Annotated in this window: 22 protein-coding genes and 1 tRNA gene; 14 read left to right on the top strand and 9 right to left on the bottom strand. The window is 57.3% G+C overall.

Going from position 1 to position 24,919, the window contains the following annotated elements; genetic code table 11:
• Window positions 1-72: 72 nt before the first annotated feature.
• The 5 genes from BM352_RS07540 (at window position 73) to BM352_RS07520 (ending at window position 5,057) form a co-directional block, all read left to right on the top strand.
• Window positions 73-480: a Fur family transcriptional regulator gene (locus BM352_RS07540; protein WP_090214579.1), complete on the top strand. Its 408-nt coding sequence runs from the start codon at window positions 73-75 to the stop codon at window positions 478-480.
• Window positions 477-2,021 carry a tetratricopeptide repeat-containing sulfotransferase family protein gene (locus BM352_RS07535; protein ID WP_090214574.1) on the top strand — a complete coding sequence of 515 codons (1,545 nt, stop codon included), beginning with the start codon at window positions 477-479 and terminating at the stop codon, window positions 2,019-2,021. The genes BM352_RS07540 and BM352_RS07535 overlap by 4 nt, the downstream gene beginning before the upstream one ends.
• 134 nt (window positions 2,022-2,155) lie before the next feature.
• A complete protein-coding gene (gene eno, locus BM352_RS07530; protein WP_090214571.1) occupies window positions 2,156-3,433 on the top strand; it encodes a phosphopyruvate hydratase in 1,278 nt (425 codons plus the stop codon).
• Window positions 3,434-3,509: 76 nt separating this feature from the next.
• Window positions 3,510-4,508 (top strand): hypothetical protein, encoded by a 999-nt coding sequence (locus BM352_RS07525; RefSeq protein WP_090214568.1) that lies wholly within the window; start codon window positions 3,510-3,512, stop codon window positions 4,506-4,508.
• 123 nt (window positions 4,509-4,631) lie between these two features.
• A complete protein-coding gene (locus BM352_RS07520; protein WP_090214564.1) occupies window positions 4,632-5,057 on the top strand; it encodes a cupin domain-containing protein in 426 nt (141 codons plus the stop codon).
• Here BM352_RS07520 and BM352_RS07515 read toward each other — a convergent pair.
• On the bottom strand, window positions 5,044-6,120 hold the full coding sequence (locus tag BM352_RS07515; RefSeq protein WP_090219956.1) for an anhydro-N-acetylmuramic acid kinase: 1,077 nt from the start codon (window positions 6,118-6,120) through the stop codon (window positions 5,044-5,046). The genes BM352_RS07520 and BM352_RS07515 overlap by 14 nt on opposite strands.
• A 103-nt stretch (window positions 6,121-6,223) precedes the next feature.
• Between BM352_RS07515 and tyrS the strand changes: the two genes are divergently transcribed.
• Complete coding sequence (gene tyrS, locus BM352_RS07510; RefSeq protein WP_090214559.1) at window positions 6,224-7,474, top strand: tyrosine--tRNA ligase; 1,251 nt, start codon at window positions 6,224-6,226, stop codon at window positions 7,472-7,474.
• Window positions 7,475-7,548: 74 nt separating this feature from the next.
• Here tyrS and BM352_RS07505 read toward each other — a convergent pair whose 3' ends face one another.
• Complete coding sequence (locus BM352_RS07505; protein ID WP_175500643.1) at window positions 7,549-9,843, bottom strand: NADP-dependent malic enzyme; 2,295 nt, start codon at window positions 9,841-9,843, stop codon at window positions 7,549-7,551.
• Between the two features lie 136 nt (window positions 9,844-9,979).
• Here BM352_RS07505 and BM352_RS07500 point away from each other — a divergent pair, with 136 nt between their 5' ends.
• Window positions 9,980-11,056: a cupin domain-containing protein gene (locus tag BM352_RS07500; RefSeq protein ID WP_090214555.1), complete on the top strand. Its 1,077-nt coding sequence runs from the start codon at window positions 9,980-9,982 to the stop codon at window positions 11,054-11,056.
• On the opposite strand, the gene BM352_RS07495 is transcribed toward BM352_RS07500, so the two are convergent.
• Window positions 11,053-11,820, bottom strand: a complete 768-nt coding sequence (locus BM352_RS07495) for an NAD kinase (protein WP_090214549.1) — start codon at window positions 11,818-11,820, stop codon at window positions 11,053-11,055. The two genes, BM352_RS07500 and BM352_RS07495, sit on opposite strands and share 4 nt — an antisense overlap.
• A gap of 183 nt (window positions 11,821-12,003) precedes the next feature.
• Between BM352_RS07495 and glyA the strand changes: the two genes are divergently transcribed.
• Window positions 12,004-13,299: a serine hydroxymethyltransferase gene (gene glyA, locus BM352_RS07490; protein WP_090214545.1), complete on the top strand. Its 1,296-nt coding sequence runs from the start codon at window positions 12,004-12,006 to the stop codon at window positions 13,297-13,299.
• A 94-nt stretch (window positions 13,300-13,393) separates the two neighbouring features.
• Here the strand turns inward: glyA and BM352_RS07485 are convergent, their stop codons facing one another.
• Both BM352_RS07485 and BM352_RS07480 read right to left on the bottom strand, forming a co-directional pair.
• Window positions 13,394-14,647, bottom strand: a complete 1,254-nt coding sequence (locus BM352_RS07485; protein WP_090214540.1) for an Hsp70 family protein — start codon at window positions 14,645-14,647, stop codon at window positions 13,394-13,396.
• A gap of 77 nt (window positions 14,648-14,724) precedes the next feature.
• Window positions 14,725-15,366: a TetR/AcrR family transcriptional regulator gene (locus BM352_RS07480; RefSeq protein ID WP_090214536.1), complete on the bottom strand. Its 642-nt coding sequence runs from the start codon at window positions 15,364-15,366 to the stop codon at window positions 14,725-14,727.
• Window positions 15,367-15,473: 107 nt separating this feature from the next.
• Between BM352_RS07480 and BM352_RS07475 the strand changes: the two genes are divergently transcribed.
• The 5 genes from BM352_RS07475 (at window position 15,474) to BM352_RS07455 (ending at window position 20,127) form a co-directional block, all read left to right on the top strand.
• Window positions 15,474-15,773, top strand: a complete 300-nt coding sequence (locus BM352_RS07475) for a hypothetical protein (protein ID WP_090214533.1) — start codon at window positions 15,474-15,476, stop codon at window positions 15,771-15,773.
• Window positions 15,774-15,843: 70 nt separating this feature from the next.
• Entirely contained in the window at window positions 15,844-17,127 is a 1,284-nt protein-coding gene (locus tag BM352_RS07470; protein ID WP_090214529.1) for a homoserine dehydrogenase, read from the top strand.
• Window positions 17,128-17,225: 98 nt separating this feature from the next.
• Window positions 17,226-18,194: a class II fructose-bisphosphatase gene (glpX, locus tag BM352_RS07465; RefSeq protein WP_090214524.1), complete on the top strand. Its 969-nt coding sequence runs from the start codon at window positions 17,226-17,228 to the stop codon at window positions 18,192-18,194.
• On the top strand, window positions 18,194-19,948 hold the full coding sequence (gene recJ / locus BM352_RS07460) for a single-stranded-DNA-specific exonuclease RecJ (protein ID WP_090214520.1): 1,755 nt from the start codon (window positions 18,194-18,196) through the stop codon (window positions 19,946-19,948). The genes glpX and recJ overlap by 1 nt, the downstream gene beginning before the upstream one ends.
• Before the next feature lie 104 nt (window positions 19,949-20,052).
• A tRNA-Glu gene (locus tag BM352_RS07455) sits at window positions 20,053-20,127 on the top strand.
• 72 nt (window positions 20,128-20,199) lie between these two features.
• Here BM352_RS07455 and BM352_RS07450 read toward each other — a convergent pair.
• The 4 genes from BM352_RS07450 to BM352_RS07435 all read right to left on the bottom strand — a co-directional run bounded on the left by BM352_RS07450 (window position 20,200) and on the right by BM352_RS07435 (window position 24,401).
• Window positions 20,200-21,027: a GGDEF domain-containing protein gene (locus tag BM352_RS07450; RefSeq protein WP_245780935.1), complete on the bottom strand. Its 828-nt coding sequence runs from the start codon at window positions 21,025-21,027 to the stop codon at window positions 20,200-20,202.
• A gap of 281 nt (window positions 21,028-21,308) precedes the next feature.
• Window positions 21,309-21,911 carry a heme NO-binding domain-containing protein gene (locus BM352_RS07445; protein ID WP_090214512.1) on the bottom strand — a complete coding sequence of 201 codons (603 nt, stop codon included), beginning with the start codon at window positions 21,909-21,911 and terminating at the stop codon, window positions 21,309-21,311.
• Between the two features lie 84 nt (window positions 21,912-21,995).
• Window positions 21,996-23,552, bottom strand: a complete 1,557-nt coding sequence (locus BM352_RS07440; protein WP_090214507.1) for a trimethylamine methyltransferase family protein — start codon at window positions 23,550-23,552, stop codon at window positions 21,996-21,998.
• A 138-nt stretch (window positions 23,553-23,690) separates the two neighbouring features.
• Complete coding sequence (locus BM352_RS07435; RefSeq protein WP_090214504.1) at window positions 23,691-24,401, bottom strand: HAD family hydrolase; 711 nt, start codon at window positions 24,399-24,401, stop codon at window positions 23,691-23,693.
• 54 nt (window positions 24,402-24,455) lie between these two features.
• On the opposite strand from BM352_RS07435, the gene BM352_RS07430 reads away from it, so the two are divergent.
• A complete protein-coding gene (locus tag BM352_RS07430; RefSeq protein WP_245780934.1) occupies window positions 24,456-24,917 on the top strand; it encodes a MarR family winged helix-turn-helix transcriptional regulator in 462 nt (153 codons plus the stop codon).
• The last annotated feature ends 2 nt before the right edge of the window (window positions 24,918-24,919 follow it).

The following is a 24,919-nucleotide window of genomic DNA, read 5'->3' as shown; positions in this document are numbered from 1 at the left end:
GCGCTATTTGGGGTGGAGGCTGGGCGACCTCGCGCCTAAAATGCACCGCAACGACGAAGGGGGTCTCATCAAATGGGAAAATCCATTATCAGCCGCTCGGCCGAGCGCGGGTTGCGCATGACAGGCCAGCGCCGCGTGATTGCACAGGTTTTGGAAGAAGCTGAAGACCACCCCGATGTTGAGGAATTGCATGCCCGCGCATCGGCGCTGGATGAGGGTATTTCCATCGCCACGGTCTATCGCACTGTGAAGCTTTTCGAGGAAGCGGGATTGCTGGAGCGGCTGGAATTTGGCGACGGACGTGCCCGCTACGAAGACGCAGAGCGCGACCACCATGACCATTTGATCGACATGCAGACCGGCGAGGTAATAGAATTTGTCGACCCTGAAATCGAAGAGCTTCAAGAACGGATCGCCAAACGGTTGGGCTATACACTTAAGGGCCACAGACTTGAGCTATACGGAGTGAAACGCAGATGACGTCGCGCCCCTCTCAAGACCAATTGTTGGCAATCGTAGACTCCATCCAACGCGGCGCCCTCAACGAGGCCTTGTCCCGAGCGCAAGACTTGGACCACGAGTTTCCGGATTTCCCGATCACGCAGAACCTGACCGGCATCATCCTGAAGGAAATGGGCCGCTTGGAAGACGCGCTTGTTCCCTTGAAGGCGGCAGTCAAACAACGCCCGGATTATGCGGAAGCGCAAAACAATCTGGGGATCGTTTTGAGTGATCTCGGGCGCTTCAAAGAAGCTGCAAAGCATTATCTCGCGGCGATAGACCAGAACCCGAACTATTCCGAGGCTCTCAACAATCTTGGGTGCCTGATGAAGGATATGGACCGCAACGATGACGCGCTCACGTTGCTGGACCGTGCTATAGGTTTGCAGCCCGAATATGCCGAGGCGATTTGCAACAAGGGCGACGTTCTGATGCATCTCGGTGATCGCGACGCAGCGGCGGCCTGCTTTCGTCAAACGATCCAGATCGCGCCTACCTATGCTGCCGCGCATCAAAATTTAACCGAATGCCAGCAGTACACCAAGGACACCCCGCACCTTGCAGAGATGGAAGGCGTGCTGGCACAGGGCGGCTTGGACGCAGATAGCGAGATGAGGCTGAACTTTGCCCTGGGCAAAGCACACGATGATTTTGGCGACTATGATCAGGCCTTCAAGCATTTCGACGCCGCGAACCGCGCGCGCGGTAAGGCTGTTTCTTACGACTTCGAACAGGACCGCAAACTGTTCGCCCGCCTCAAAGGCATATTCGCAGAATCGGTGCCTGAGCTTTCGGTGCCCCAAGCGACCCGCCGACCCATCTTTGTGTTGGGCATGCCGCGATCGGGCACCTCCTTGACCGAACAGATTCTCGCGAGCCACTCCAAAGTGTACGGCGCGGGGGAATTAGGTCTTTTGAACAATGTGCTGCACCGGACAGACGCGCTGAACCGTCCGATGAGCGAGGCACTGTTGCGTGAAGTCCGGACAGGGTATCTGGGCGGGCTTGCAGAAGCGGGAACCGAGGCGTCAGTCATCACCGACAAGCTGCCTCTGAATTTCCGCTGGATCGGGTATATTCTGAAAGCATTGCCGGAAGCCAAAGTCATTCATTGCTCGCGGGATGCGCGCGCAGTGTGTTGGTCAATCTACCGCCACAGCTTTGTCACGCCGGGCAATGACTACAGGTATTCACAGGAAAGCATCGCGCAGTTTTACCACTTGTATCAAGATCTTATGGCGTTCTGGCATGAACGTTTTCCTGGGCGTGTGCTGGACATGAACTACGAACTTCTGACCGAAAACCAAGAGCGCGAAACGCGGCGACTGCTTGAGTTCAGCGAACTGGGTTGGGAGGATCAATGTCTAGACTTCCACAGGACAAAACACTCGGTTCAAACTGCGTCGACGGGACGAGTTCGGCAGCAGATATATCCGGGCAGTTCTGAATCTTGGCGCAACTACGAAGCCCATTTGGGCCCACTACTTGAAGGCTTGGGCGTGCGTCGCTCAGACCAATGACACCTTGAGCCCACGCTTGGGGGTAGTGATACATCCCACATTTCGTTAGCGCTAACGGTGTCAGACTTGCCCTTGTCACACAGCGCACTTATACCGTTCCGCAACGGCAACCTGACCTTAAGGATTCCCTCGCAATGAGCACAATTATTGATATTCACGCCCGTGAAATTCTCGACAGCCGGGGCAACCCCACAGTTGAGGTCGACGTAATGCTGGAAGACGGCACCATGGGCCGCGCCGCTGTTCCGTCGGGCGCTTCGACTGGCGCTTATGAGGCGGTAGAAAAACGCGACGGCGACAAAGCGCGTTACATGGGCAAAGGCGTTCTTGATGCAGTTGCAGCTGTAAACGGCGAATTGGCCGAAAATCTGCTAGGCGAAGATGCGCTGGACCAAGTCGGCATTGACGAAATGATGATCGAGCTGGACGGCACCGACAACAAAGGCCGCTTGGGTGCAAACGCTATTTTGGGTGTGTCGATGGCTACCGCGAAAGCTGCTGCCGATTTCACCTCACAGCCCCTGTTCCGCTACATTGGCGGCACCTCGGCCCGTGTTTTGCCTGTGCCAATGATGAATATCATCAACGGCGGCGAACATGCTGACAACCCGATCGACATCCAAGAATTCATGATCATGCCAGTGGCCGCCGAGAACATCCGCGAAGCTGTGCGTATGGGCTCCGAAGTGTTCCACACGCTGAAAAAAGAACTGTCCGCAGGCGGCTATTCCACCGGCATTGGCGACGAAGGCGGCTTTGCACCCGCGATTTCGTCCTCGCGTGAGGCTTTGGACTTTATTCTGAAATCCATCGAGAAGGCTGGCTACAAACCGGGCGAAGACATCTATCTGGCGCTGGACTGTGCGGCGACCGAATACTACCGCGACGGCAAATATGACATGAAGGGCGAAGGCAAAGTTCTGTCGTCCGAAGAAAACGTGGATTATTTGGCTGCACTTGTGGCGGATTACCCGATCATCTCGATCGAAGATGGCATGAGCGAAGATGACTGGGACGGCTGGGCGGCTCTGACTGCCAAGCTGGGCGACAAGATCCAGTTGGTGGGCGACGATTTGTTCGTCACCAACCCGGCGCGTCTGGCCGAAGGGATCAAGAAGGGTTCCGCCAACTCAATGTTGGTGAAAGTAAACCAGATCGGCACGTTGACCGAGACCTTGAAGGCTGTGGAAATGGCCCACCGTGCAGGCTTCACGAATGTGATGTCGCACCGCTCCGGCGAGACCGAGGACGCAACCATTGCCGACCTGGCCGTCGCGACAAACTGTGGCCAGATTAAAACAGGCTCGCTGTCGCGTTCGGACCGTTTGGCGAAATATAACCAGTTGATCCGCATCGACGAAATGCTGGGCGAGACGGCTGAATACGCAGGCCGCTCGATCCTGAAAGGGTAAACCAACTCAATGGCGTGCGCGGTAAATCCTGTGCGCGCCATTTGCTTTGAACTGCGGCACAGACTAGCCTTCCGGCATGAAGATTTTAGCAGTCATTCTAGCGTTCATCTTTATGGCATTGGCCATCGGCTACTGGGTTTTATCGGGTGCCCCCAGCATCGGAGTTGCCCCGCGCAAGACGCCCCCGCCCGACGGCTTCGACGCCACGCAATTCCCCACGATTTCCGAGCTAACCAGCAATGGGTCGATCCACGTCGTCGATCTGAGCCAATTCGGCACCTATTTCGAGCATTACTATATTCCAGATGTGAAGGTGACCTATTTCATCCTGTTCGCAGGTGATGACCTAAAGAGCACTGTGTTTGTGAACGACAAAGGCGCGGTGATCGGCACCATCACGCAGAAACCCAGTTCGTTCCCGATGGGGCGCTATTTTATCGATTATGACGGCTATCACGAGGTGACGGCTTCCGGTGTCAGCACTCTGATCCCACATCAGTTGATCAAGGAGCCGCTCTCGGCGGACGCGCTGAAACGGATGATCGAGGAAAGCACCCATTACCGCAAATATTCGTGGTCGGACTCTGACCGGAACAGCCCAGACTATGCGGCCAAGCTGGATACTCATTTGATGCGTCATCAGGGCGTGTGGAAGAAAGTCGTGATGACGGTAGAAGAATATCATGACTGGAAGGGCACGAATTTCACCGATCTTGACGTGCAGTACAGAGCGGATCGAACCGTTTCAGACGAAGACAAGGCGCGGTTCTATAACGGAAAATACACGCTACAGCTCACGCATTTCGATCAGCAGGACTATGTTAGAGGTAGAGGAGCGCCGATGGGTAGCCCCACGGGACAAGGCACGCCGGAGCAGTGGCGAGGCACCGGATACTACACTTTGAGCGCGGGCGATGAGAGTCTGAACTTCTCGATCCCGAATGACAGCCTCATTCTGTCGGGCGGTGGCCGAGTTTCGCTGATGCTGGGAGGCGGGGCAGATTTGGACTTTGTGGTTTTGAGGCATGAAGGCCGCGGGCAGCAACGGGACGTCTTTGTCGTGTCCTCCCCATGACGCTATTCTGAGAAGGAATTGTTATGGAAATTCAACGGGTCAAAAACCGTCAAAATCGAACTCCACGCCCAGCGCGTCGATTAGAGCGTTGATGCTTGCCGATACCATGAATACCGTCGTGACATGAACGCTGATGACCTCATTGCCCATCTGAACCTTGCCCCCCACCCCGAAGGTGGCTGGTATCGCCAAACTTGGGTCGCCAGCGGCGACGGCAGACCTGCGGGGACGTGCATCTACTTCTTGCTCAAACAAGGTGAGCAGAGCCATTGGCATCGGGTCGATGCAGGTGAGATCTGGCACTTTTATGCAGGAACACCGCTTATTCTGTCCATCGCCGAGACTGACGAAGGGCCTGCTACAGACCACATCCTTGGGCCGAATTTTGCGGCAGGCCAGCGGCCTCAAATCGTGGTGGAGGCTGGCGACTGGCAAGCGGCAGCAGCGCCGGATGGCTGGGCGCTGGTTGGATGCACGGTTTCACCCGGGTTTCAGTTCAACGGGTTTGAGCTTGCAGCGCCGGAGTTCAATATTCCTAGGGGTGGCTGATCGTCCCACCGCCCACGTTCGCGCCAACACCGGTCGTGCTCGGGCAACTGGTGGCCAATCCACGCGCAACACGAACGGCCAAATAAGCAAAGGCCTGCGCTTCCAACATATCCCCATCAAGACCGTGATCGTCGATGTTATCGATCTGCACGCGTGTGAGGGTCGCCAGTCGCGCCATAATATGGGGATTTCTGCGCCCGCCGCCGCACACTAATATGCGTTCGGGTTTCTTCGGAAAATGTTCCATTGCCCGCGCGACTGATGCGGCACAACATTCTGAGAGAGTCGCGGCGGCATCCGCATCGGTGAGCTGCTCCACCTGCGCCGAAAGCTGCACGAAATCGTCACGATCCAACGATTTGGGCGGCATCTTATGAAAGTAGGCATGGCTCAGGAATTTTTCGACGATCTGCGCGTTGGCACTCCCCTTCGCAGCGAGCGCCCCGTCCTTGTCGTAGGGTTGGCCAAGGCGAGCCTGCATAAGATCGTTGATTGGCGCGTTCGCGGGGCCTGTATCAAACGCCAAAAGCGCTCCATTTGCCTCAGGGATATTATAGCTCGGGTCGACATATGTGACATTGCCCACCCCTCCGAGGTTCAGGAACACCGTCGGAGTCTTTAGAGAAAGATATTTCGCGCAGGCAAAATGGAAGAACGGCGCCAATGGGGCGCCCTGCCCGCCCAACTGCACATCTGCGCTGCGAAAATCCCAAACGACAGGACATTGTAGAAGTTCGGCCAAAAGCGCCCCGTCGCCGATCTGGTGCGTGCGCTGGTTATCAGGATCATGAGCAAGCGTTTGACCATGAAAGCCGATGAGCGTCGGAACCTGCTGGGCATCTGCAACCATGAGACGGGACAGCAGCGCTGCGTGGACAGTTTCAACCGTCTCTGCCGCGCTTGGGACGTCCACCCCGTCTTGCCATTGCCCAAGAGCTGCAGCGATAGAGGCGCGCTCGTCTTCGCTATAGGAGCGATATTCACTGTGACCAAACGACGTGATCGTTTCGCCATCCGTCCGCAGCAAGGCTGCATCCACGCCATCAAGGGATGTGCCTGACATTGCGCCAAGCGCCCAAATAGGACCGGTGATCTTCAATGGCTTCCCCTTCGACGCCCTCACGCCTATAAGGCGCGAAACACTGTTTTGCAGGGACGATACCCCAATGACCTACCATGCCAAATCCGAATTTCTGTCCGTGATGATGGAGCGTGGCTTTCTGGCCGACTGCACCGATTATCAGGGGCTGGACGAGGCACTGTCCAAGGGCGTGGTTCCAGCTTATATCGGCTTTGACGCGACGGCCTCTTCGCTGCATGTGGGCTCGCTCATTCAGATCATGATGCTGCGCTGGTTGCAAAAGACTGGCCATAAACCCATCGTGCTGATGGGCGGCGGAACGACTAAGGTGGGCGACCCCAGCTTCCGTGCTGACGAGCGGCCTTTGCTGACGTCAGAGCAGATTGAACAGAACATCGAAGGCATCAAATCGGTGTTTTCGCATTACGTGTCTTTTGGCGATGGCCCAACCGACGCAATGATGAAGAACAACGCGGAGTGGCTAGACGGGCTGAACTACCTCGACTTCCTTCGCGATGTGGGGCGCCATTTCTCGGTCAACCGTATGTTGGCGTTTGAAAGCGTCAAATCGCGGTTGGATCGGGAGCAGTCTTTGTCCTTCCTCGAGTTCAACTACATGATTTTGCAAGCTTATGACTTCATGGAACTGCACCGCCGCTATGGCTGCCTGCTGCAAATGGGCGGATCTGACCAATGGGGCAATATTGTTAACGGGATCGACCTGACCCGTCGCATTCTGGACGGTCAGATTTTTGGCCTGACATCGCCGCTGCTGACCACCAGCGACGGCAAGAAGATGGGCAAAAGTCAGGACGGTGCGGTTTGGCTGAACGGCGATCTGCTGAGTCCCTACCAGTTCTGGCAATTCTGGCGGAATACAACGGACGCTGATGTGGGCCGTTTCTTAAAGCTGTACACCGAGCTGCCTGTCGATGAATGCGACCGCTTGGGCGCGCTGGAAGGTGCCGAGATCAACGAGGCCAAAATTACCTTGGCCAATGAGGTTACCACCCTCCTTCACGGCCGCGACGCGGCAATAGCGGCGGAGGCGACCTCGCGCGAAGTCTTCGAGAAGGGCGGCACAGGTGACGACCTTCCAACTCTGGCCTTGTCCGCGGACGAGTTGGGCGAAGGGATCTCCATCGTGCAATTGATCGTGCGGTCCGGCCTTGCAGGATCAGGCAAAGAAGCGAAGCGCTTGATTTCCGAGAACGGCGCGAAACTGAATGACGAGGCGCTCACCGACGCGGGGCTGTTCATCACGCCTGATCAACTGGCGCAACCGATCAAGTTGTCTGCAGGCAAAAAGCGCCACGCACTGGTCACTTTGACCTAATGGTTTCATCGGAATGGTCGGGGGTGCAGCCCCCGACCCGAACAAAGTCGGGCCGAAGGCGCCTTTAGATCAAGCTACCCGTAATGGGCCACGGGCGTGCCGGCGATGGCCGACATGTTCAGCAGCCCCCGCGCTGTGATCGACGGCGTTACGATGTGGGCCTTGTTTCCCATCCCCATCAAGATCGGGCCGACTTCTAGGCCACCAGCCTTCATTTTCAAGATGTTCCGAACACCGGAAGCGGCATCGGTATTGGCGAAGACCAACACGTTTGCGGCCCCTTCCATACGGCTGTCAGGCATGATCCGCGCGCGCAGGTCTTGGTCCAATGCCGCATCGGCGTGCATCTCACCCTCGTAAATGAAATCCCGCGGGCACGAGTCGAGAATTTCGAGCGCGCCGCGCATCCGCCGACCTGTATCGCAATCCAGATTGCCGAACTGCGAATGTGAGCACAGCGCAATTTTGGGTTGCACCCCAAAGCGTCGGACGTGACGTGCAGCAGCAATAACTGTCTCGGAAATCTGCTGCGACGTCGGTTCTGGGTGAACATGAGTGTCTGCCACGAAAAGCGGGCCATCCTCGAGGATCATCAGCGACAAAGCCCCTACCGGATGTAATTCGTCGCCCCCCAACACTTGGGTAACATAATTCAGGTGCCACAAGAACTGACCAAATGTGCCGCAAATCAGGCTGTCCGCCTCCCCGCGATGCACCATCACGGCCCCGATCGCGGTGGTGTTTGTGCGCATGATCGCGCGTGCCAGATCAGGCGTTACGCCACGCCGGGCCATGATGCGGTGGTACGTTTGCCAGTAGTCGCGGTAGCGCGGGTCGTCATTGGGGTTCACCAACTCAAAGTCGCGCCCTGGTTTGATGGAGAGGCCCGCGCGCTCGGCGCGGCGCTCGATCACTTCCGGACGGCCAACCAGAATCGGCATGTCAGTTGTGTCTTCCAGCATCGCATTGGCCGCGCGCAATACCCGCTCGCTTTCGCCTTCGGTAAAGACAATCTTACGCGTCGCAGTGCGGGCTGCTTCGAAAACCGGACGCATGATGAGCGCGGATTTGAAGACCGAGCCGTCAAGCTCTGCCTTATAGCTTTCCATATCTTCAAGCGGCCGCGTTGCGACGCCGCTTTCCATCGCGGCCCTAGCAACTGCTGAGGCCACCACGCCGATAAGACGCGGATCAAAAGGTTTGGGGATCAAATAATCCGCGCCGAAGGTCAGCTGCTCGCCCTGATAGGCCGCAGCGGCTTCAGCGGATGTTGTGGCCCGCGCCAGCGCCGCAATGCCTTCGACGCAACCGATTTTCATCTCGTCATTGATCGTTGTAGCACCAACATCGAGCGCCCCTCGGAAGATAAACGGAAAACAAAGGACGTTATTTACCTGATTTGGATAGTCACTTCTGCCGGTCGCGATAATGGCGTCTGGGGCGACCTTGCGGGCCTCGTCCGGCATGATCTCTGGCGTGGGATTGGCCAGTGCAAAAATGATCGGGCGGGAGGCCATTTTTGCAACCATCTCGGGCTTCAAGACGCCTGGGCCGGATAAGCCAAGAAACAGGTCCGCGCCTTCTATTACATCGCCAAGACTGCGAAGATCAGATTTTTGAGCGTATTCCGCTTTTTGCGGCGTCATCTCTTCGGTGCGGCCTTTGTAGACCAGACCTGCAATATCACACAGCCAAACGTTCTCACGTTTCACGCCAAGCTTTAAAAGCATGTTCAGGCACGCGATGCCTGCGGCTCCGCCGCCGGTCGACACGATCTTGATGTCTTCGAAGCTCTTTCCCGCCACCTGCAACGCATTTGTTGCGGCCGCCCCGACGACGATGGCCGTGCCGTGCTGGTCGTCGTGGAAGACAGGAATATCCATCCGTTCGCGGCAAATCTCTTCGACTATAAAGCAGTCGGGTGCCTTGATGTCCTCTAGATTGATAGCACCAAAGGTCGGCCCTAAGGCGCAGACGATGTCGGCCAGCTTTTCGGGGTCCTTCTCGTCCAGTTCGATGTCAAAGCAATCGATATTGGCGAACTTTTTAAACAGGACGGCCTTGCCCTCCATCACGGGCTTGGAGGCCAATGCCCCTATATTACCTAAACCAAGCACGGCGCTGCCATTCGTGACAACGCCAACAAGATTACCGCGCGAGGTGTAGTCGCGTGCAGTGTCAGGGTCTGACTTGATCTCGAGGCAGGCCTCGGCGACGCCAGGCGAATAGGCCCGAGACAAGTCACGACCGTTCGCGAGTGGCTTGGTGGCACGGATTTCGAGCTTACCGGGCTTGGGATACCGGTGGTAATCCAAGGCGGCTTGACGAAGCGCCTGTTGGCGGTCCTTCTCGATGCTGTCCTCTGCCATGTGTTCCTCCCAGAACGAATTAGTTTAATGTTAAACTACTTTTCAATCGCGCCTGTTATCTCGCGCAAAACGCAGCGCAAGGCAAGTCTTGCATATCGCGCGTCCTGCCACCACTCTGCGCTAAAACGGAGGGGTCATGCCAGATATCATTGCCGAAATACGCCTACCAACACAGGAACTCCGCGACGACATACCGTTCTACACCAAAACCTTGGGGATGCAGATGGATATGATCTATCCAGCAGATGACCCGACCGTTGCAGTTTTTTCCGGCTACGGCCTTCGCCTGCGGATTGAAAAGGGCGCCCCTGGGCCTGCGGGAACTATCCGAATCCTAACGGAAAATCCCGATGGCTTCGCAGGGGGCGCGCGCGAATTGGTCGCGCCGAACGGGACCCGCATTGAAATCGAAGACCGCAATCCGCCTTTGGTGATGCCACAGACGCAGCACGCTTTCGTCGTACGCCGCCTTGCCGATCAGGCGCCATGGGTGATTGGGCGCGCGGGGATGCACTACCGTGACCTGATTCCGAACCGGCTTGGCGGCTCGATCATCGCGTCTCACATTCGCATTCCGGATGGCGGCCCCGTGCCAGACATGGTGCATTACCATACGGTCGGGTTTCAGCTGATCTTTTGCTACCGCGGGTGGGTCGATCTTGTGTATGAGGACCAAGGCGAGCCGTTCCGCCTGCATGCTGGAAACTGTGTGATCCAACCGCCAGAAATCAGGCACCGTGTTCTATATGCCTCTGACAATATTGAAGTTATTGAGATCGGTGTGCCCGCCGAGCATGTGACTACGATAGATCATGAGATGGAGCTACCCAACGGCCCCGGCAATCCTGATCGCGAGTTTCAAGGGCAGAAATTTGTGCACCACAAGGAGGAGGACGCGACTTGGCAGCCGTTTCGCATTCCTGGCTTTACCAGCCGCGACACCACAATCGCGGAGAACACGCGCAATGTTGCGGGCGTTCAGGTGGTGAGGAAAGACGGGATTGCCGACTGGTCAAGCCACGACGCTGACATCCTGTTCACCTTCGTGATGGACGGCACCATGATATTGCACGGCGAAGGCAAGCCGCCCTACGCTCTGGAGCCTGGCGATGCCTTTGTCATTCCCCCAGGAATGAAAACCAAATACGCAGACGCGTCGGATAATCTGGAGCTGTTAGAAGTCTCACTTCCCGGCATCTTTGCAACGACTTAAGCAAACTGTTCACGGATCAGACGTTCCTCAAGGCCGTGGCCGGGGTCAAAGAGGATTCGGTGGGTCACATTCGGCTCTGACGTGATCTCGACAGAAACGACATTCCCAGCAGATCGACCATCGGCATCAGCCATCACAGGGCGTTTTTTGGGCTGAAGTACATCAAAGCGCACCTTCGCCGCTTTTGGCAGCAATGCCCCGCGCCAGCGGCGCGGACGGAACGCGGACATCGCGGTCAGTGCCAAAACCTCTGAGCCAATCGGAAGGATGGGGCCGTGAGCGGAATAGTTATACGCGGTTGAGCCCGCCGGCGTGGACACCAGCGCCCCATCGCAGACAAGTTCCTCTAGCCGCTCGCGACCATCGACAAAGATGCGAAGTTTCGCTGCTTGGGAGCCTGCCCGTAGAAGCGATACTTCGTTGATTGCGAGGGCTTCATGAACGGTGCCGTCTTCACGAATGGCTTTCATACGAAGGGGATTGATATCTTCTTCGACGGCCTCCGACAGGCGCTCGCGCAGCTTTGGTTCGTGATACTCGTTCATCAGGAAACCCACCGTGCCACAATTCATGCCGTAGACGGGCGTGTCGAGATGTTGGGTGCCATGCAAGGTCTGCAACATGAACCCGTCGCCCCCTAAAGCGACAATTACTTCGGCCTCGTCCTGCGGGATATCGCCATAGCGGTCGATCAAAGCAGCACGTGCTTCGCGCGCGACTTCGGTGTCCGACGCTAGAAAAGATATTTTGTTTACGTCCAACATAACGGGCAAGTTTCCAAGTCTTTCCAAGACCTTCGCGTGAGCCAGCTGGAAACACAAGCACATCATAGGCAACAACGGGGCGCAAGAGAGTGCAAGCGTGTCGCTTTGACCGCTTCCGGTTTGCAACTTTTGGCCCTAAAAGGCCTCAAATCTTGCGCTGCCCCTTAGGGAAGGAGACCCTCCATGAATGCCACTCACCGTGACGACGGCTTTTTCACCGAAAGCCTCGAGACCCGCGACGCCGAGCTGTTCGGCGCAATCACCAAAGAGCTGGGCCGCCAGCGCGACGAGATCGAGTTGATCGCCTCCGAAAACATCGTGAGCCGCGCCGTGATGGAAGCCCAAGGCTCCGTTATGACCAATAAATACGCCGAAGGCTATCCGGGCCGCCGCTACTATGGTGGGTGCCAATACGTTGATATTGCTGAAAACCTTGCCATTGATCGCGCTAAGAAACTGTTCGGCTGCGAATTTGCCAACGTCCAGCCAAACTCTGGCTCGCAAGCCAACCAAGGTGTGTTTCAGGCCCTGATCAAGCCCGGTGACACCATTCTGGGCATGTCGCTGGATGCGGGCGGCCACCTGACCCACGGCGCCAAGCCGAACCAGTCGGGAAAATGGTTCAACGCCATTCAATACGGTGTAAAAGCCGACACGCTGGAACTGGATTACGATCAAGTCGAAGCGCTGGCGCTGGAGCATAAGCCGCAATTGATCATCGCCGGTGGCTCCGCCATCCCGCGCCAGATCAACTTCGCGAAAATGCGTGAGATCGCCGACAAAGTTGGCGCGTTCTTGCTGGTCGACATGGCGCATTTCGCCGGCCTAGTGGCGGGCGGGCAGCACCCCTCCCCGTTTCCGCATGCGCATGTCGCGACCACCACGACTCACAAAACCCTGCGCGGCCCGCGCGGCGGCATGATCCTGACAAATGACGAGGCGATTGCGAAGAAGGTCAACTCGGCCATCTTCCCCGGCATCCAAGGTGGCCCGCTGATGCATGTCATCGCCGGGAAAGCCGTGGCCTTTGGCGAAGCCTTGCGCCCAGAGTTCAAAGAATACCAAAAGCAGGTTGTCGCCAACGCACAGGCAATGGCCGATCAGCTGATCAAGGGTGGTTTGGACATCGTAACCGGCGGCACCGACACGCATGTGATGCTTGTCGATCTTCGCCCGAAGGGTGTGAAGGGCAACGCAACCGAAAAAGCCTTGGGTCGCGCCTACATCACTTGCAACAAGAACGGCATCCCGTTCGATGATGAGAAGCCAACGATCACATCAGGCATCCGGCTCGGCTCACCCGCGGGCACCACGCGCGGGTTTATGGAGGCCGAGTTCCGCCAGATCGCCGATTTGATCGTTGAGGTCGTCGACGGTCTTGCTGCCAACGGCGAAGAAGGCAACGCGGCGGTTGAAGAAGCCGTCAAAGCCAAGGTGCTAGATCTGTGCGGCAAGTTCCCGATTTACCCAGGGCTGTAAGCGACTAGAAAATTACATGGAAAGGCCCCCGAAATCGGGGGCCTTTTTCGTTAAAGTTCTGGCGTAGTCTTTGATAGCGACCGATAGCTTGCCGTCACGACTTTCCGGCAGACGCCAACGCCAAACCGTCTGTGACAGCGGTGAACACTTCGGTGAAGGAGTGGGTCGCTGCGGGGAAGGTCTGCTTCATGGTGTCCGAGACCATCGACATCAGGCTCGACCCACCAACGTAGATGATCCGATCAACCTTTCCTGCCTCCAAGCCTGCGCGCTTCAAAGTATCTGTGGCGCCGACCCGCAGGGTGTCTGCATAAACGGCCAGAATTGATGCCAACGCTTCTGGGGGCAGTGCAACCCCGAGACCGCGCTCAATCTGATCAAGACGTATGACGGAATTTTCGGCGCCACTGTTGGCCGCGATTTTCCCACGTTCCACCGCGAAGGCCAAATCGTGTCCAAGCTCTTCATCAAGAACGGCGGCAAGGCGGCTAAGCTTGTCTGGATCGTAAGCCAATCGGACCATTTCCTCTACGCTTCGTCGATTCTTGGCGGTGTAGAGAAACGGGATCTTTTCCCAAGTGGCTAGATCATTGAAGATTGCAACCGGGACAGGCGTCGCGCCTGGGCCAATCACTTTGCGCAACTCTGTGCCCTTTCCGAGCAGCGGCATTACACGGTCAATATTGATCGCACGGTCGAAATCAGTGCCCCCGATGCGCACACCGTGGTTCGCAAGGATTGTCACACCCCGCGAGTCAGATCTGAACAGCGAGAAATCAGATGTACCGCCACCAATATCCACGATCAGACCGATTTCGCCCGATTGCTCCAATGCGCCGCTGGCGATAGCAGCAGCCTGTGGTTCAGCTAGAAACTCGACCTCTTTGAAGCCCGCTGCCAGATAGCAGGCGCGCAAATCCGCCTCGGCTTGCTCCTCCCGCGGGTCGTTTGCGCCGTGGAAAACAACGGGCCGTCCGGAAATTGCGCGGTCAAACGAAACCCCTGCTTCGGCTTCGGCGCGCGTTTTGATTTCGTTTAGAAAGCCCGCAATGATGTCGACGAAGGTGAGGTTCTTGTTCAGAATCTTGCGTTGTTCGTGCATCAAGCTGGTGCCCAGAACCCGCTTGAGTGCCCTCATAAACCTGCCATCCGCACCTTCCAGTAGGGCTTCATTGGCTGGCTCGCCAATCAGCGTCTGCCGCGTGTCGAAGTCAAAAAAGAACGTCGTGGGTAGCGTTGTTTGACCAGGGGCAACCTCGACCAATCTGGGCTTTCCATCGACCAGATACCCCGCAGCAGAGTTGGAGGTCCCGAAATCTATGCCCAAAACGCGACTTGTCGATGCCATTGCGAAACCCTCCCGATCCTAAAGTGAAAGGGGGCGTCTCTATGAGCCGTATCGGGTATCGTCAAGTATGAAGGCCCTCAAGCGGTTTGAGTTTGCTCCGCCTCCAGCTTGCGCTGTCGTTCTTTCCAACGAGGCATACGCACCGCTTTCCCCGCCATATCGGAATAAATTGCTTCGACGCGGGCCAAAGACAATCGCCCGTCTGGCTTGTACCAACTCGTGACACCATTCAACATGGCAATCAGAGCCAACGTGGTCAGCTTGGTGTCATCCACATCAAAAAGCCCCTCGTCTTGCCCGCACTTGAGAATCGACTCTAGCTCGTTTTCATAAGCACGGCGCATGTTTTCCAAGGCTTTGAAGTTGTCCGGCTCAAGATTTCGCAGTTCCATATAAGAGATGAATACCTGTTCGGGTCGCTCCAGATGGAAACGGATATGAAAGCGAGAGAACGCTTCAAGCTGTCGGACGGGCCCCTCGGGTTTTTCTTCCGCGGCCCAAGCGTCCAAGACCTCTTGCATGTGATCGCGCAGAAGATCGAACAATAGCGATTGCTTGTCAGGCGTGTAGAGGTACAGCGCCCCCGCCTGCACGCCCACTTCGGCCGCGATTTGGCGCATTGAGACAGCTGCATAACCGTGTGCGGCGAACAGCTTCAAAGCCGCCGTGCGTACGCGGGGGCCGGTGATGTCGGAGTGTGATCCAGTTTTACGTGCCATGGCGACATGCTATCTGAACACGTGTTCATATCAACCCTATATGTGGCGCTGGACGCCTTGGGCGCCTCCGCCTATTGTGCGCATGAATAAAAATCGGATCAGGCCCTATGCGCTGCACAGTTTTTCTTTTTGTTTTCGCGCTGCTTTCCGCCTGCACAGCGCACTTGCCAGCAATCGATGCCACCATCAGCGAGGAAGCCCGCAAGGCGGATTATCCGACGCTAAACCCGTTGCCTGATCTAATCGCGCGATCGGAGGCTGGCAGCACCATTGAAGTTGAGACAGAAGCGCTTGCCGCCCGAGTCGCCCGACTGAAGGCCCGCGCGCGCGCTTTGAAAGGGCGCAGTATCATTGACGGGGCCACTCGTTTGAGGCTGCTGAACGCGGTGAAGGATAAACCAGCCTGAGCCCTGCATTGCACCCCCTCGCGATACGCGCTAACGAGCGCTAAACAGCTATTCTGACGGAGCATCCCCCATGTCTGACCCCCTTCGCCTTGGCATCGCAGGACTGGGTACTGTCGGCGTTGGTGTCGTTCGGATCATCCGTCAAAAAGCCGCCCAACTCGAGTCCCGCACAGGCCGCAAGATCGTCATAACCGCTGTATCGGCTCGCTCTGAAAAAGATCGCGGCGTGTCTTTGGAGGGCTACGCTTGGGAAGCTGATCCGGTGAAGCTTGCCACCCGCGATGACATCGACGTTTTCGTAGAGCTTATGGGTGGTGCCGAAGGTCCTGCCAAGGACGCTACCGAAGCCGCGTTGAAATCAGGCAAAGACGTTGTCACCGCCAACAAGGCAATGCTGGCGGAACACGGGCAAGAACTGGCGCTTTTGGCCGAAGGTGAGGGCCGCGTGCTGCGGTTCGAGGCCGCCGTGGCCGGGGGCATCCCAGTGATCAAGGCGCTGACGGAAGGGTTGGCTGGCAATGACATCACCCGTGTGATGGGCGTGATGAACGGGTCGTGCAACTACATCCTGACTCGTATGGAAAACGCCAACCTGACCTACGAAGAAGCGTTCGCAGAAGCCGACGGGCTGGGCTATCTGGAGGCGGACCCAGAGCTTGACGTGGGCGGTATCGACGCGGCGCATAAACTAGCGCTACTCGCTGCCATTTCGTTTGGCACACAGGTTAAGTTCGACGGCGTGCAGCTCGAAGGCATTGGCCGCGTCACAATCGAAGACATCCGCCAAGCGGCTGACATGGGCTACAAAATCAAGCTTCTCGGCACCGCTCAAATGACGGGACGCGGATTGGCTCAGTCCATGACGCCTTGCCTTGTCCCTGCAACGTCCCCGCTGGGACAGCTGGAGGGCGGCACAAACATGGTGGTTCTCGAAGGCGATCATGTCGGGCAAATCGTGCTGCGCGGCGCGGGGGCTGGCGAAGGCCCCACGGCCTCCGCCGTCCTGTCGGACATCATCGATATTGCGCGCGGGCTGCGTCTGCCAACATTCGGCCAACCAGCCGATACGTTGAAAACCACGCCATCAGCTAATTCTGGCACACCCGCACCGTTCTACCTGCGGATGACCTTGCATGACAAACCCGGTGCGCTGGCGAAAGTCGCGACATGTTTGGGCGACGCTGGCGTCTCGATCCACCGGATGCGCCAGTACGATCACATCGACGACAAAGCCCCTGTTCTTATCGTGACCCACACAACCTCGCGCGACGCGCTGGATACAGCTCTTGCGAAGCTGCCGGCCACGGGCGTTTTGGCCACTGCCCCTGTGGCGCTGCGGATCGAAGAAGTCTGATATGAAGATGGTGGTTGGGCTTTGATCCGCTGCGATCCTTGATCACCGCCCCTGCCCCCGTTAAACGGGATGCAACTGCCATTTAAGGATTTCTCCCCATGACCGTCTCCACCGACCAGTTTCAGGACCGTATGTTGTCGCTTGGCCTTGCCCGAGTTTCCGAGGCCGCAGCATTGGCCTCCGCCAAGCTGATCGGGCGCGGTGACGAAAAGGCCGCCGACCAAGCCGCCGTGAACGCTATGCGCGAACAGCTAAACCTGCTTGATATCGCCGGTGTCGTCGTAATCGGCGAAGGCGAGCGTGACGAAGCCCCCATGCTGTTCATCGGGGAAGAGGTTGGCACAGGCAACGGCCCAGGCGTGGATATTGCGCTGGATCCGCTGGAAGGCACAACGCTGACTGCAAAAGACATGCCAAACGCACTGACGGTCATCGCTATGGGACCGCGCGGCTCCATGTTGCATGCACCTGACGTCTACATGGATAAGCTGGCGATTGGACCAGGGTATGCACCGGGCGTGGTCACCATGGACATGTCGGTGAAAGAGCGCGTCGCAGCGTTGGCGAAAGCCAAAGGCTGCGCAGCAGACAACATCACCGTCTGCGTGCTTGAGCGTCCGCGCCACGAGCAAATTATCGACGACATCCGCTCGACCGGTGCTGCGATCCGCCTGATTACGGATGGCGATGTGGCTGGCGTCATGCATTGCGCAGAGGCCGCGATCACCGGCATCGATATGTATATGGGCGAAGGTGGTGCACCTGAGGGTGTACTCGCAGCTGCGGCACTGAAATGTATGGGTGGCCAGATGTTTGGCCGGCTGCTGTTCCGCAATGACGACGAGCGCGGCCGTGCCGCTAAAGCTGGCATTACCGATCTGGACAAAATCTACTCGCGTGACGAAATGGTGACGAAGGACGTCATTTTTGCCGCGACCGGTGTGACCGATGGTTCCATCCTGAAGGGCATTCGCCGCGAAGTGGGCTATCTGACCGCCGAGACGATCCTGATGCGTTCCAAGACAGGTTCTGTGCGGCGCATGAGCTATCGCAACCCGGTCAGCTGATGGCCGATGCCTTTCTAGGCGTTGAGCGCTCTTTGACAGGCCGACGTTGGATTGGGCTGTCACTTGAGCAAGACCGCCTTGCGGAGGCAATGGCGCAGCAAACCGGCCTTCCCCGCCCCCTCTGCGCGACATTGGCGCGCCTTGGCGTACAAATCGACGAGGCAGAGGGCTATTTAACACCTGCTCTGCGTGACCTGCTGCCCGATCCGTCAGTTCTGAAAGACATGGACGTCGCAGCAACGCGCGTCGCGACTGCGGTGCGCAAGAAAGAGCGTATCGCCGTTTTCGCCGATTATGATGTGGACGGGGGGGCATCCGCCGCGTTGCTGATCGTCTGGCTGCGCGATATGGGATTGCGCGCCACGCTCTATATCCCCGACCGAATTGACGAAGGCTACGGCCCTAATGCGCCAGCTATGGCGTCACTCGCGGCGGAGCATGATTTGGTCATATGCGTGGATTGCGGGACGCTCTCACACGACGCTTTGGCGGCTGCGGTCGGTGCGGATGTTATTGTTTTAGATCACCATTTAGGGGGCGAAACCCTTCCCCCAGCCATTGCTGTTGTGAACCCGAACCGTCAGGACGAAGATGGCAGTTTGGCCCATCTTTGCGCCGCTGGAGTGGTCTTCTTGCTGCTGGTCGCGGTGAACCGCCTAATGCGGGCAGAACGGGGCGTCCCTGACCTGATGGCCATGCTTGACCTCGTTGCTTTGGCAACAGTTGCGGATGTCGCCCCCTTGGTCGGCGTAAACCGTGCTTTAGTGCGGCAAGGGTTAAAGGTCATGGCCGGGCGACAGCGACTGGGGCTGCGCATTCTGTCCGACGTCGCGCGAATGGATACAGCGCCCACCGCTTACCATCTAGGATTTCTATTAGGTCCGCGCATCAACGCCGGCGGCCGCATTGGAGCCGCAGACTTGGGTGCGCGGCTTTTATCGACGGATCAAGAAGCCGAGGCTCAGGCCTTGGCAGAACGGTTGGACTTGCTGAACACGGAACGCCGCGAGATTGAAACTGCAGTCCGTGAGGCCGCGCTGATGCAGGCCGAAGAGCGAGGCCTTGATGCGCCCTTGGTTTGGGCGGCGGGCGAAGGCTGGCATCCCGGTGTCGTCGGAATTGTAGCCGCGCGGCTCAAAGAGGCCAGCAACCGCCCCGCCGTCGTGATCGGCCTGGAAGGCGACGAGGGAAAAGGATCTGCGCGTTCGGTGACTGGCATTGATCTGGGCGCACAAATCCAGCGCCTTGCCGCCGAAGGGCTGTTGATCAAAGGCGGGGGGCACAAGATGGCAGCGGGTCTCACAGTAGCCCGCGACCAGTTGGAGCCCGCGATGGCGCGCCTGACCGAAATGATGGAAAAGCAGGGGGCGGGTCTGTTGGGCCCCTCTGATCTGCGTCTTGATGGCATCATGATGCCTGCTGCAGCATCAGTTGAGCTGATTGAACTCATTGAACAAGCCGGCCCTTTTGGTGCAGGCGCCGCAGGGCCGCGATTTGTTTTCCCCGACCAAGTGATTAAATTTACGAAACCTGTCGGCGAAGGACATTTGAAAATCAGCTTCGGAGATGGCGGCCCTGTAAAGCTGGACGCGATCGCGTTTGGAGCGTTTAATTCGGATCTTGGGCCAACGCTGGAAGCTCATGCCGGGCGCCGATTCCACTTGGCAGGTCGCGTTGAAATCAACACGTGGCAAGGCCGACGCTCGGCCCAGTTGCGCCTTGAAGACGCGGCTCTAGCGCGAGCATCCGTTTGAACCGTCAGGCTTGGCGGGATAGTTTCGCATTTTCGGTCATAGGGTGGCATTTTCCGCTTGCCAGCGCGCCGCACCTTGCCTAAATAGCCCCTCACGATCCCGGTGCTCCCTTCGTCTATCGGTTAGGACGCCAGGTTTTCAACCTGGAAAGAGGGGTTCGATTCCCCTAGGGAGTACCACTTTCGTTTCCCCAAAAATTCGGCGGTTCAAAGCGTACGCTATAGCGGTATAGATTTTCTGTCGTTTGCCATCTATCCAATTGCGTCGAATTGCTGGGGATCGAAAACTGTGTGGCAAGCCCGCCCCTGATCCTTTGACGTATAGAGTGCACGGTCCGCGTCGTTTAACATTCGATCGGCATCCGGCACAGCGTAGAAGCTCGACAGCGTTGTGCCGATGCTTGCCGAAATCCGGCATTGATTTCCCTCGTAAGAGATCGGCTTTTCCAAGCTTGCAATAATACGGTTGGCAATCCCTTCGAGCACTGTCAGGTCAACGCAACCTCGAAAAATCAACACAAATTCATCGCCGCCCACACGAGCAACAAGATCGCCTGAACGCGTTTCATCCTGCAGAACGCCCGCCACATGCTTCAGTACTTGGTCCCCCGCCCCGTGGCCGAATGTGTCATTCACTTGCTTGAAGTGATCCAAGTCGAGATGCATCAAGCCGAAAGGCTGTCGCGAGCTTTCGAGTTGGTGTAGCAATGAGTCCATGCTCCTGCGGTTTTGAAGACCCGTCAGTGTGTCGGTATACGCCTGCTCTTCTGCGGTGACGCGAGCGCCTTCAAGGCGCGCATTTAGGCGCTTGGATTCCTCGAGTGCAATCGACTTGGCTTCGATCAAATAAAGCATGTCGACAGTCGGATCGGCTGGGGCAAAATCGGCGCTGCTCAAATTATAGATCTGCACGGCCTCAACGACATTTACGCCCAACGATAGATTTAGAAGCGCGCCGCATGGCTCTTGGGTCGGTTTCGGGTTTCCTGAAGGCCGCAGAACAGGCGCTGAATCGCCCGCGCCACGGCGATCGGGCAATAGCGCATGTTGCGATGGAACCGGAACAAAGAGCCCTTTCATGCCTAACTTGTGACCGTGCCGAAATTTGCACCGGACCAAACAGCATCCATTTTCCAGCAAGTCGCCAAAGTTCTGGACACGAAGGGGGCGCTTGATTTCAAAAACCTCTAGGAAGCGCTGCCCCACAATGTTTTGGTCAGGCCGCAACTTTGCGAGGGTTGGGCCCACTGACAGTATGTGGCCAGTTGCAGAAAGGTGGATATGCATAGGCATCAACGCGCTCAAGGCGTCTGGTTCAAATCGGATGTATCGAACCGGTTGATCGATGCATCGGCCCGCGCTCATTTCGCAACATCCGCCGCGACCAGCCCGAAGCCGCGACCTGCGGCGAAATCTGCTTCGAACAATTCGACAGTGACTCGTTCCACACCGCGACCGCCCTGGCCTTGTTGAAACAGCTCCAACACGACAAGCGCGCCATAATCGTCACCCATCGCGCGTAGAATGCCGAGCAAAACGGCGCCGAAACCCGATCGATCGAAATCCACATGTACGCAGAAGGATGATTTTGAATGGGCCACAACCTCAAGCTTCGGCAACACCAGATCAGGCAAGGCGAGCTTTACCCTATCGTGCAGATCATCCAGCGACAGCACGAAATCCTCGAATGTCGCACCACCGAAACGCAGCAATCTGCGCACCGGCTCCATGCGCGAATGCGTCACCAAATAGGCGCCGACATCCTCCGCGACCTGATCAGGCGACTTGCCAAGTGCGTGCGAAAGCGCATTCAGAACATCGTCGAGATAGTTGTCAGGATAACAAAGCATCGCCTCGAAAACGTGAACCGGAATGCCTGCATCTTCGGCGACTTGCAGCCAAACCGCGTCGCCGTAAGTGTCCTGCGCAAAGCATTGCAACGCGCGATGAACCAAACCGTACATTCGATGCCTCTTCTCGATCCTGAAGACACATCTGACTCAAAACAATTAAGAATCCCCCAAGGAACCCTTACGCAAATCTTAACCCTAGAAGTCCGTCGGCACGCCGCCCTCGGCTTTGCGGCGAGCCACGAATTCAGACAACTCGTCACGGACTGCGACGTCCATCGGCGGAGCCACGAACTCCTCAATGATCCCTTTGTACATTTCGTGCGCGCGCTCGGCGGTCCAGACGCCGCCATTCAGCTCCCAAGCCTCGAAATTCGACCAGTCCGAGATCAAAGGCGAGTAAAATGCGTCCTCGTAGCGGTCTTGCGTGTGCTGACAGCCAAAGTAATGCCCGTCGGGGCCAACTTCCCGGATCGCTTCGACAGCTATGTCATCTGGCGTTGTCGCGTAGGTGGCAGGCTCCATGTAGCGTTGGATTTGCTGGATCACATCGCAATCCATGATGAATTTTTCGGGGCTCGCGATCAGCCCGCCTTCCAGCCAACCAGCGGCGTGGTAGACAACATTGGTGCCAGATTGCACGGCGGCCCAAAGGGAGTTGGACGTCTCCCACATGGCCTGCCCGTCGGGCACATTGGCGGCACACACACCGGAGGAGCGGATGGGCAACCCATAGAAGCGCCCCATCTGCCCCGTCATCTGCGTGGCGCGCATGTATTCTGGTGTTCCGAACGCAGGTGCACCAGTCTTCATGTCGACATTCGACGTGAAGGTGCCAATGGCACATGGTGCCCCGGGATTGACCACCTGCAACAACACTATCGCGGCAAGACCCTCCGCAAGGGACAGCGTGACAGCGCCGGACATGGTGACGGGCGCCATGGCCCCTGCCAAGGTAAACGGTGTAACGATCACCGGCTGGTTGCGCCGCGCATGGATCATCGCGCCTTCCAACATTGGAAAATCGTGCTTGAGCGGTGAAACCGAGTTGATGTTGGTATACATATGCGGCTTGGCATCGAACTCTTCGCGCGTCAGGCCACCCGCGATGCGGGTCATCTCCATAACGTCTTCCACGCGTTCCTTCCCAAGAGAATAGGCGTGGACAACTTTGTCTGTCAGGGTCAACTTTTCGAAAAGACAGTCTAGGTGGCGTTCTCGCGCATGGATGTCGATGGGTTCTACGGGGTAACCGCCGGCGAAGTGGATGCAGTTAAAAAACTGCGTAAGCTTGATGAATTCCTTGTAGGTCTCGAAGTCACCGGAGCGTTTTCCACGCTTCAGGTCCCATGCGTTCGGAGGCGAGGAGACGTTACCGAAAAGGATGTACTGGCCACCGATGGTGATCCGGCGGTCAGGGTTGCGCGGGTTGATGTCGAACTGTGCTGGCGCGTGACCCAGCATCTCCATAACAAAATCTTCGTCCATTTTGACATTGGTGCCGTCAACTTTACATCCAGCCTCCTTCAGAATTTTGCAGGCTTCGGGGTTGAGAAACTCGATACCGATCTCGGAAAGGATGCGCATGCAACCTTTGTGAATAGCCTGAACACCATCTTCGTCTAAAGGCTCTGTCGGCTTGTCTGTATTGATCGGCAGACGCCACGGCATCTGTTCGGGCAGCTTCGAGGTCGTGCGTCTGGCGTTCCCCGCACGGCCACCGCCACGCTTTCGCTTCGTGGGTTCATTTGCCATGTCTTTCGCCTCTCCCTGTTAACTGCCACTCAGACTGCACCGCGCTCCAGACGCAGGTTTGGCGGATACCGACGCCTCGGGTCGCTTTTGGAGTGTGGACCTATTTGGCGATTACCGGAGGTTGCCTTTTCGTCAACACTATAGCCCGGCTTCGCGCGCTTCGAGCCAGTCAGGAATATCGGCAATCGTGTCGAGAACCACATCGGCATGTGGCGCTAGCTCAATTCGCGAGGCAGGACCAGTCAAGACGCCGACACAGACCATGCCCGCGTTTCTGCCAGCATGAAGGTCATGGGTGCTATCTCCGATCATTGCAACCTCGTCCGGCGCGAAGCCGCAATGCTCTGAAAATGCCCACAGCATCTGTGGCGCAGGCTTTCCGCCAAAGCCGGAATCGAACCCCAAAATGCGGGCAAACCGGCCCTCGACACCCAACCTGCGCATATGCGCCTGCGCAGAACTTTCTGCATCATTGGTAGCCACACCAAGCGTGAGGCCCATTTCGTCTAACCTGTCGAAAAGCTGCGGCAAGGGGCAAGGCGTCGCCAATTCCGCCTGTGCTGCTTTCTCGTTGCCATAGTCCATCAGGGCCTGCCATTCCCAATGGGGGACCAAGGGCTGCAACAGGTCAATTGCAACATCCGCGGTGCCCGCAATTACCGGGCTCGTCGGATTAAATTTTTTCGCCGCGATGTCGAAATCAACCGCGCCCGCGAGACGCGCAAGAAGCTCTGGATCCCCTTGCGCCAGATCCTCGAAGAACCTCGACGCCCATTGCCCCCAAGTCGCATCAAAATCGAGCAGCGTGCCGTCCTTGTCAAAAAGCAAGCCTTTGATCTTCCCTGTCATATCCTGCCCGCTCCTCTCTTGACCCGCCTTGAATGCTTCGAGACAGTGACAAGTATGATCATTGAGAACAAGCGCTATGCGCTGCATGACTCTATCGGCTATCAGGCGACGCTCACCTCCCGCGCGTTTGAGCGCCGGTTGGAGGAAGGCCTGCGCAAATTAGGCCTCTCGCGGCTCGGGTGGTGCGTTCTGTTGGCCATAGGCGAAGAGAAGCGCGAAAGCCCGTCGGAGATCGCGTCTTTTATTGGCGTAGACCGCACAGCAACCTCCCGCGCCCTAAAAGTGATGGAAGCAAACGGGCTGTTGACGCGTGCCGAAAGCCACGAGGATGCGCGTCGAACAGACGTGGCCCTAACACCTTCGGGGGCCAACCTTCTGACGCGCGCCATCGCGGTGGCGCGCGAAAACTCCGCCCATTTTAATGGCAAGCTCCGTGATGACGAAAAAACAAAACTGTCTGAACTTCTTGGCAAGCTGCGTGCGGGCGAGGATGACAGCTTGTTGACGAACTTCTGACG

It is taken from the genome of Litoreibacter janthinus, from assembly GCF_900111945.1.
Lineage (GTDB): Bacteria > Pseudomonadota > Alphaproteobacteria > Rhodobacterales > Rhodobacteraceae > Litoreibacter > Litoreibacter janthinus.
Note: the sequence above shows the minus strand (reverse complement) of the source record. Positions and strands in the feature narration are given on the sequence as shown.

What these genes read in the sequence shown, in the direction of transcription:
- BM352_RS07540 (WP_090214579.1), top strand. Translation starts at nt 73, where the DNA reads ATGGGAAAATCCATTATCAGCCGCTCGGCCGAGCGCGGGTTGCGCATG.
- BM352_RS07535 (WP_090214574.1), top strand. Translation starts at nt 477, where the DNA reads ATGACGTCGCGCCCCTCTCAAGACCAATTGTTGGCAATCGTAGACTCC.
- eno (WP_090214571.1), top strand. Translation starts at nt 2,156, where the DNA reads ATGAGCACAATTATTGATATTCACGCCCGTGAAATTCTCGACAGCCGG.
- BM352_RS07525 (WP_090214568.1), top strand. Translation starts at nt 3,510, where the DNA reads ATGAAGATTTTAGCAGTCATTCTAGCGTTCATCTTTATGGCATTGGCC.
- BM352_RS07520 (WP_090214564.1), top strand. Translation starts at nt 4,632, where the DNA reads ATGAACGCTGATGACCTCATTGCCCATCTGAACCTTGCCCCCCACCCC.
- BM352_RS07515 (WP_090219956.1), bottom strand. Translation starts at nt 6,120, where the DNA reads ATGTCAGGCACATCCCTTGATGGCGTGGATGCAGCCTTGCTGCGGACG.
- tyrS (WP_090214559.1), top strand. Translation starts at nt 6,224, where the DNA reads ATGACCTACCATGCCAAATCCGAATTTCTGTCCGTGATGATGGAGCGT.
- BM352_RS07505 (WP_175500643.1), bottom strand. Translation starts at nt 9,843, where the DNA reads ATGGCAGAGGACAGCATCGAGAAGGACCGCCAACAGGCGCTTCGTCAA.
- BM352_RS07500 (WP_090214555.1), top strand. Translation starts at nt 9,980, where the DNA reads ATGCCAGATATCATTGCCGAAATACGCCTACCAACACAGGAACTCCGC.
- BM352_RS07495 (WP_090214549.1), bottom strand. Translation starts at nt 11,820, where the DNA reads ATGTTGGACGTAAACAAAATATCTTTTCTAGCGTCGGACACCGAAGTC.
- glyA (WP_090214545.1), top strand. Translation starts at nt 12,004, where the DNA reads ATGAATGCCACTCACCGTGACGACGGCTTTTTCACCGAAAGCCTCGAG.
- BM352_RS07485 (WP_090214540.1), bottom strand. Translation starts at nt 14,647, where the DNA reads ATGGCATCGACAAGTCGCGTTTTGGGCATAGATTTCGGGACCTCCAAC.
- BM352_RS07480 (WP_090214536.1), bottom strand. Translation starts at nt 15,366, where the DNA reads ATGGCACGTAAAACTGGATCACACTCCGACATCACCGGCCCCCGCGTA.
- BM352_RS07475 (WP_090214533.1), top strand. Translation starts at nt 15,474, where the DNA reads ATGCGCTGCACAGTTTTTCTTTTTGTTTTCGCGCTGCTTTCCGCCTGC.
- BM352_RS07470 (WP_090214529.1), top strand. Translation starts at nt 15,844, where the DNA reads ATGTCTGACCCCCTTCGCCTTGGCATCGCAGGACTGGGTACTGTCGGC.
- glpX (WP_090214524.1), top strand. Translation starts at nt 17,226, where the DNA reads ATGACCGTCTCCACCGACCAGTTTCAGGACCGTATGTTGTCGCTTGGC.
- recJ (WP_090214520.1), top strand. Translation starts at nt 18,194, where the DNA reads ATGGCCGATGCCTTTCTAGGCGTTGAGCGCTCTTTGACAGGCCGACGT.
- BM352_RS07450 (WP_245780935.1), bottom strand. Translation starts at nt 21,027, where the DNA reads ATGAAAGGGCTCTTTGTTCCGGTTCCATCGCAACATGCGCTATTGCCC.
- BM352_RS07445 (WP_090214512.1), bottom strand. Translation starts at nt 21,911, where the DNA reads ATGTACGGTTTGGTTCATCGCGCGTTGCAATGCTTTGCGCAGGACACT.
- BM352_RS07440 (WP_090214507.1), bottom strand. Translation starts at nt 23,552, where the DNA reads ATGGCAAATGAACCCACGAAGCGAAAGCGTGGCGGTGGCCGTGCGGGG.
- BM352_RS07435 (WP_090214504.1), bottom strand. Translation starts at nt 24,401, where the DNA reads ATGACAGGGAAGATCAAAGGCTTGCTTTTTGACAAGGACGGCACGCTG.
- BM352_RS07430 (WP_245780934.1), top strand. Translation starts at nt 24,456, where the DNA reads ATGATCATTGAGAACAAGCGCTATGCGCTGCATGACTCTATCGGCTAT.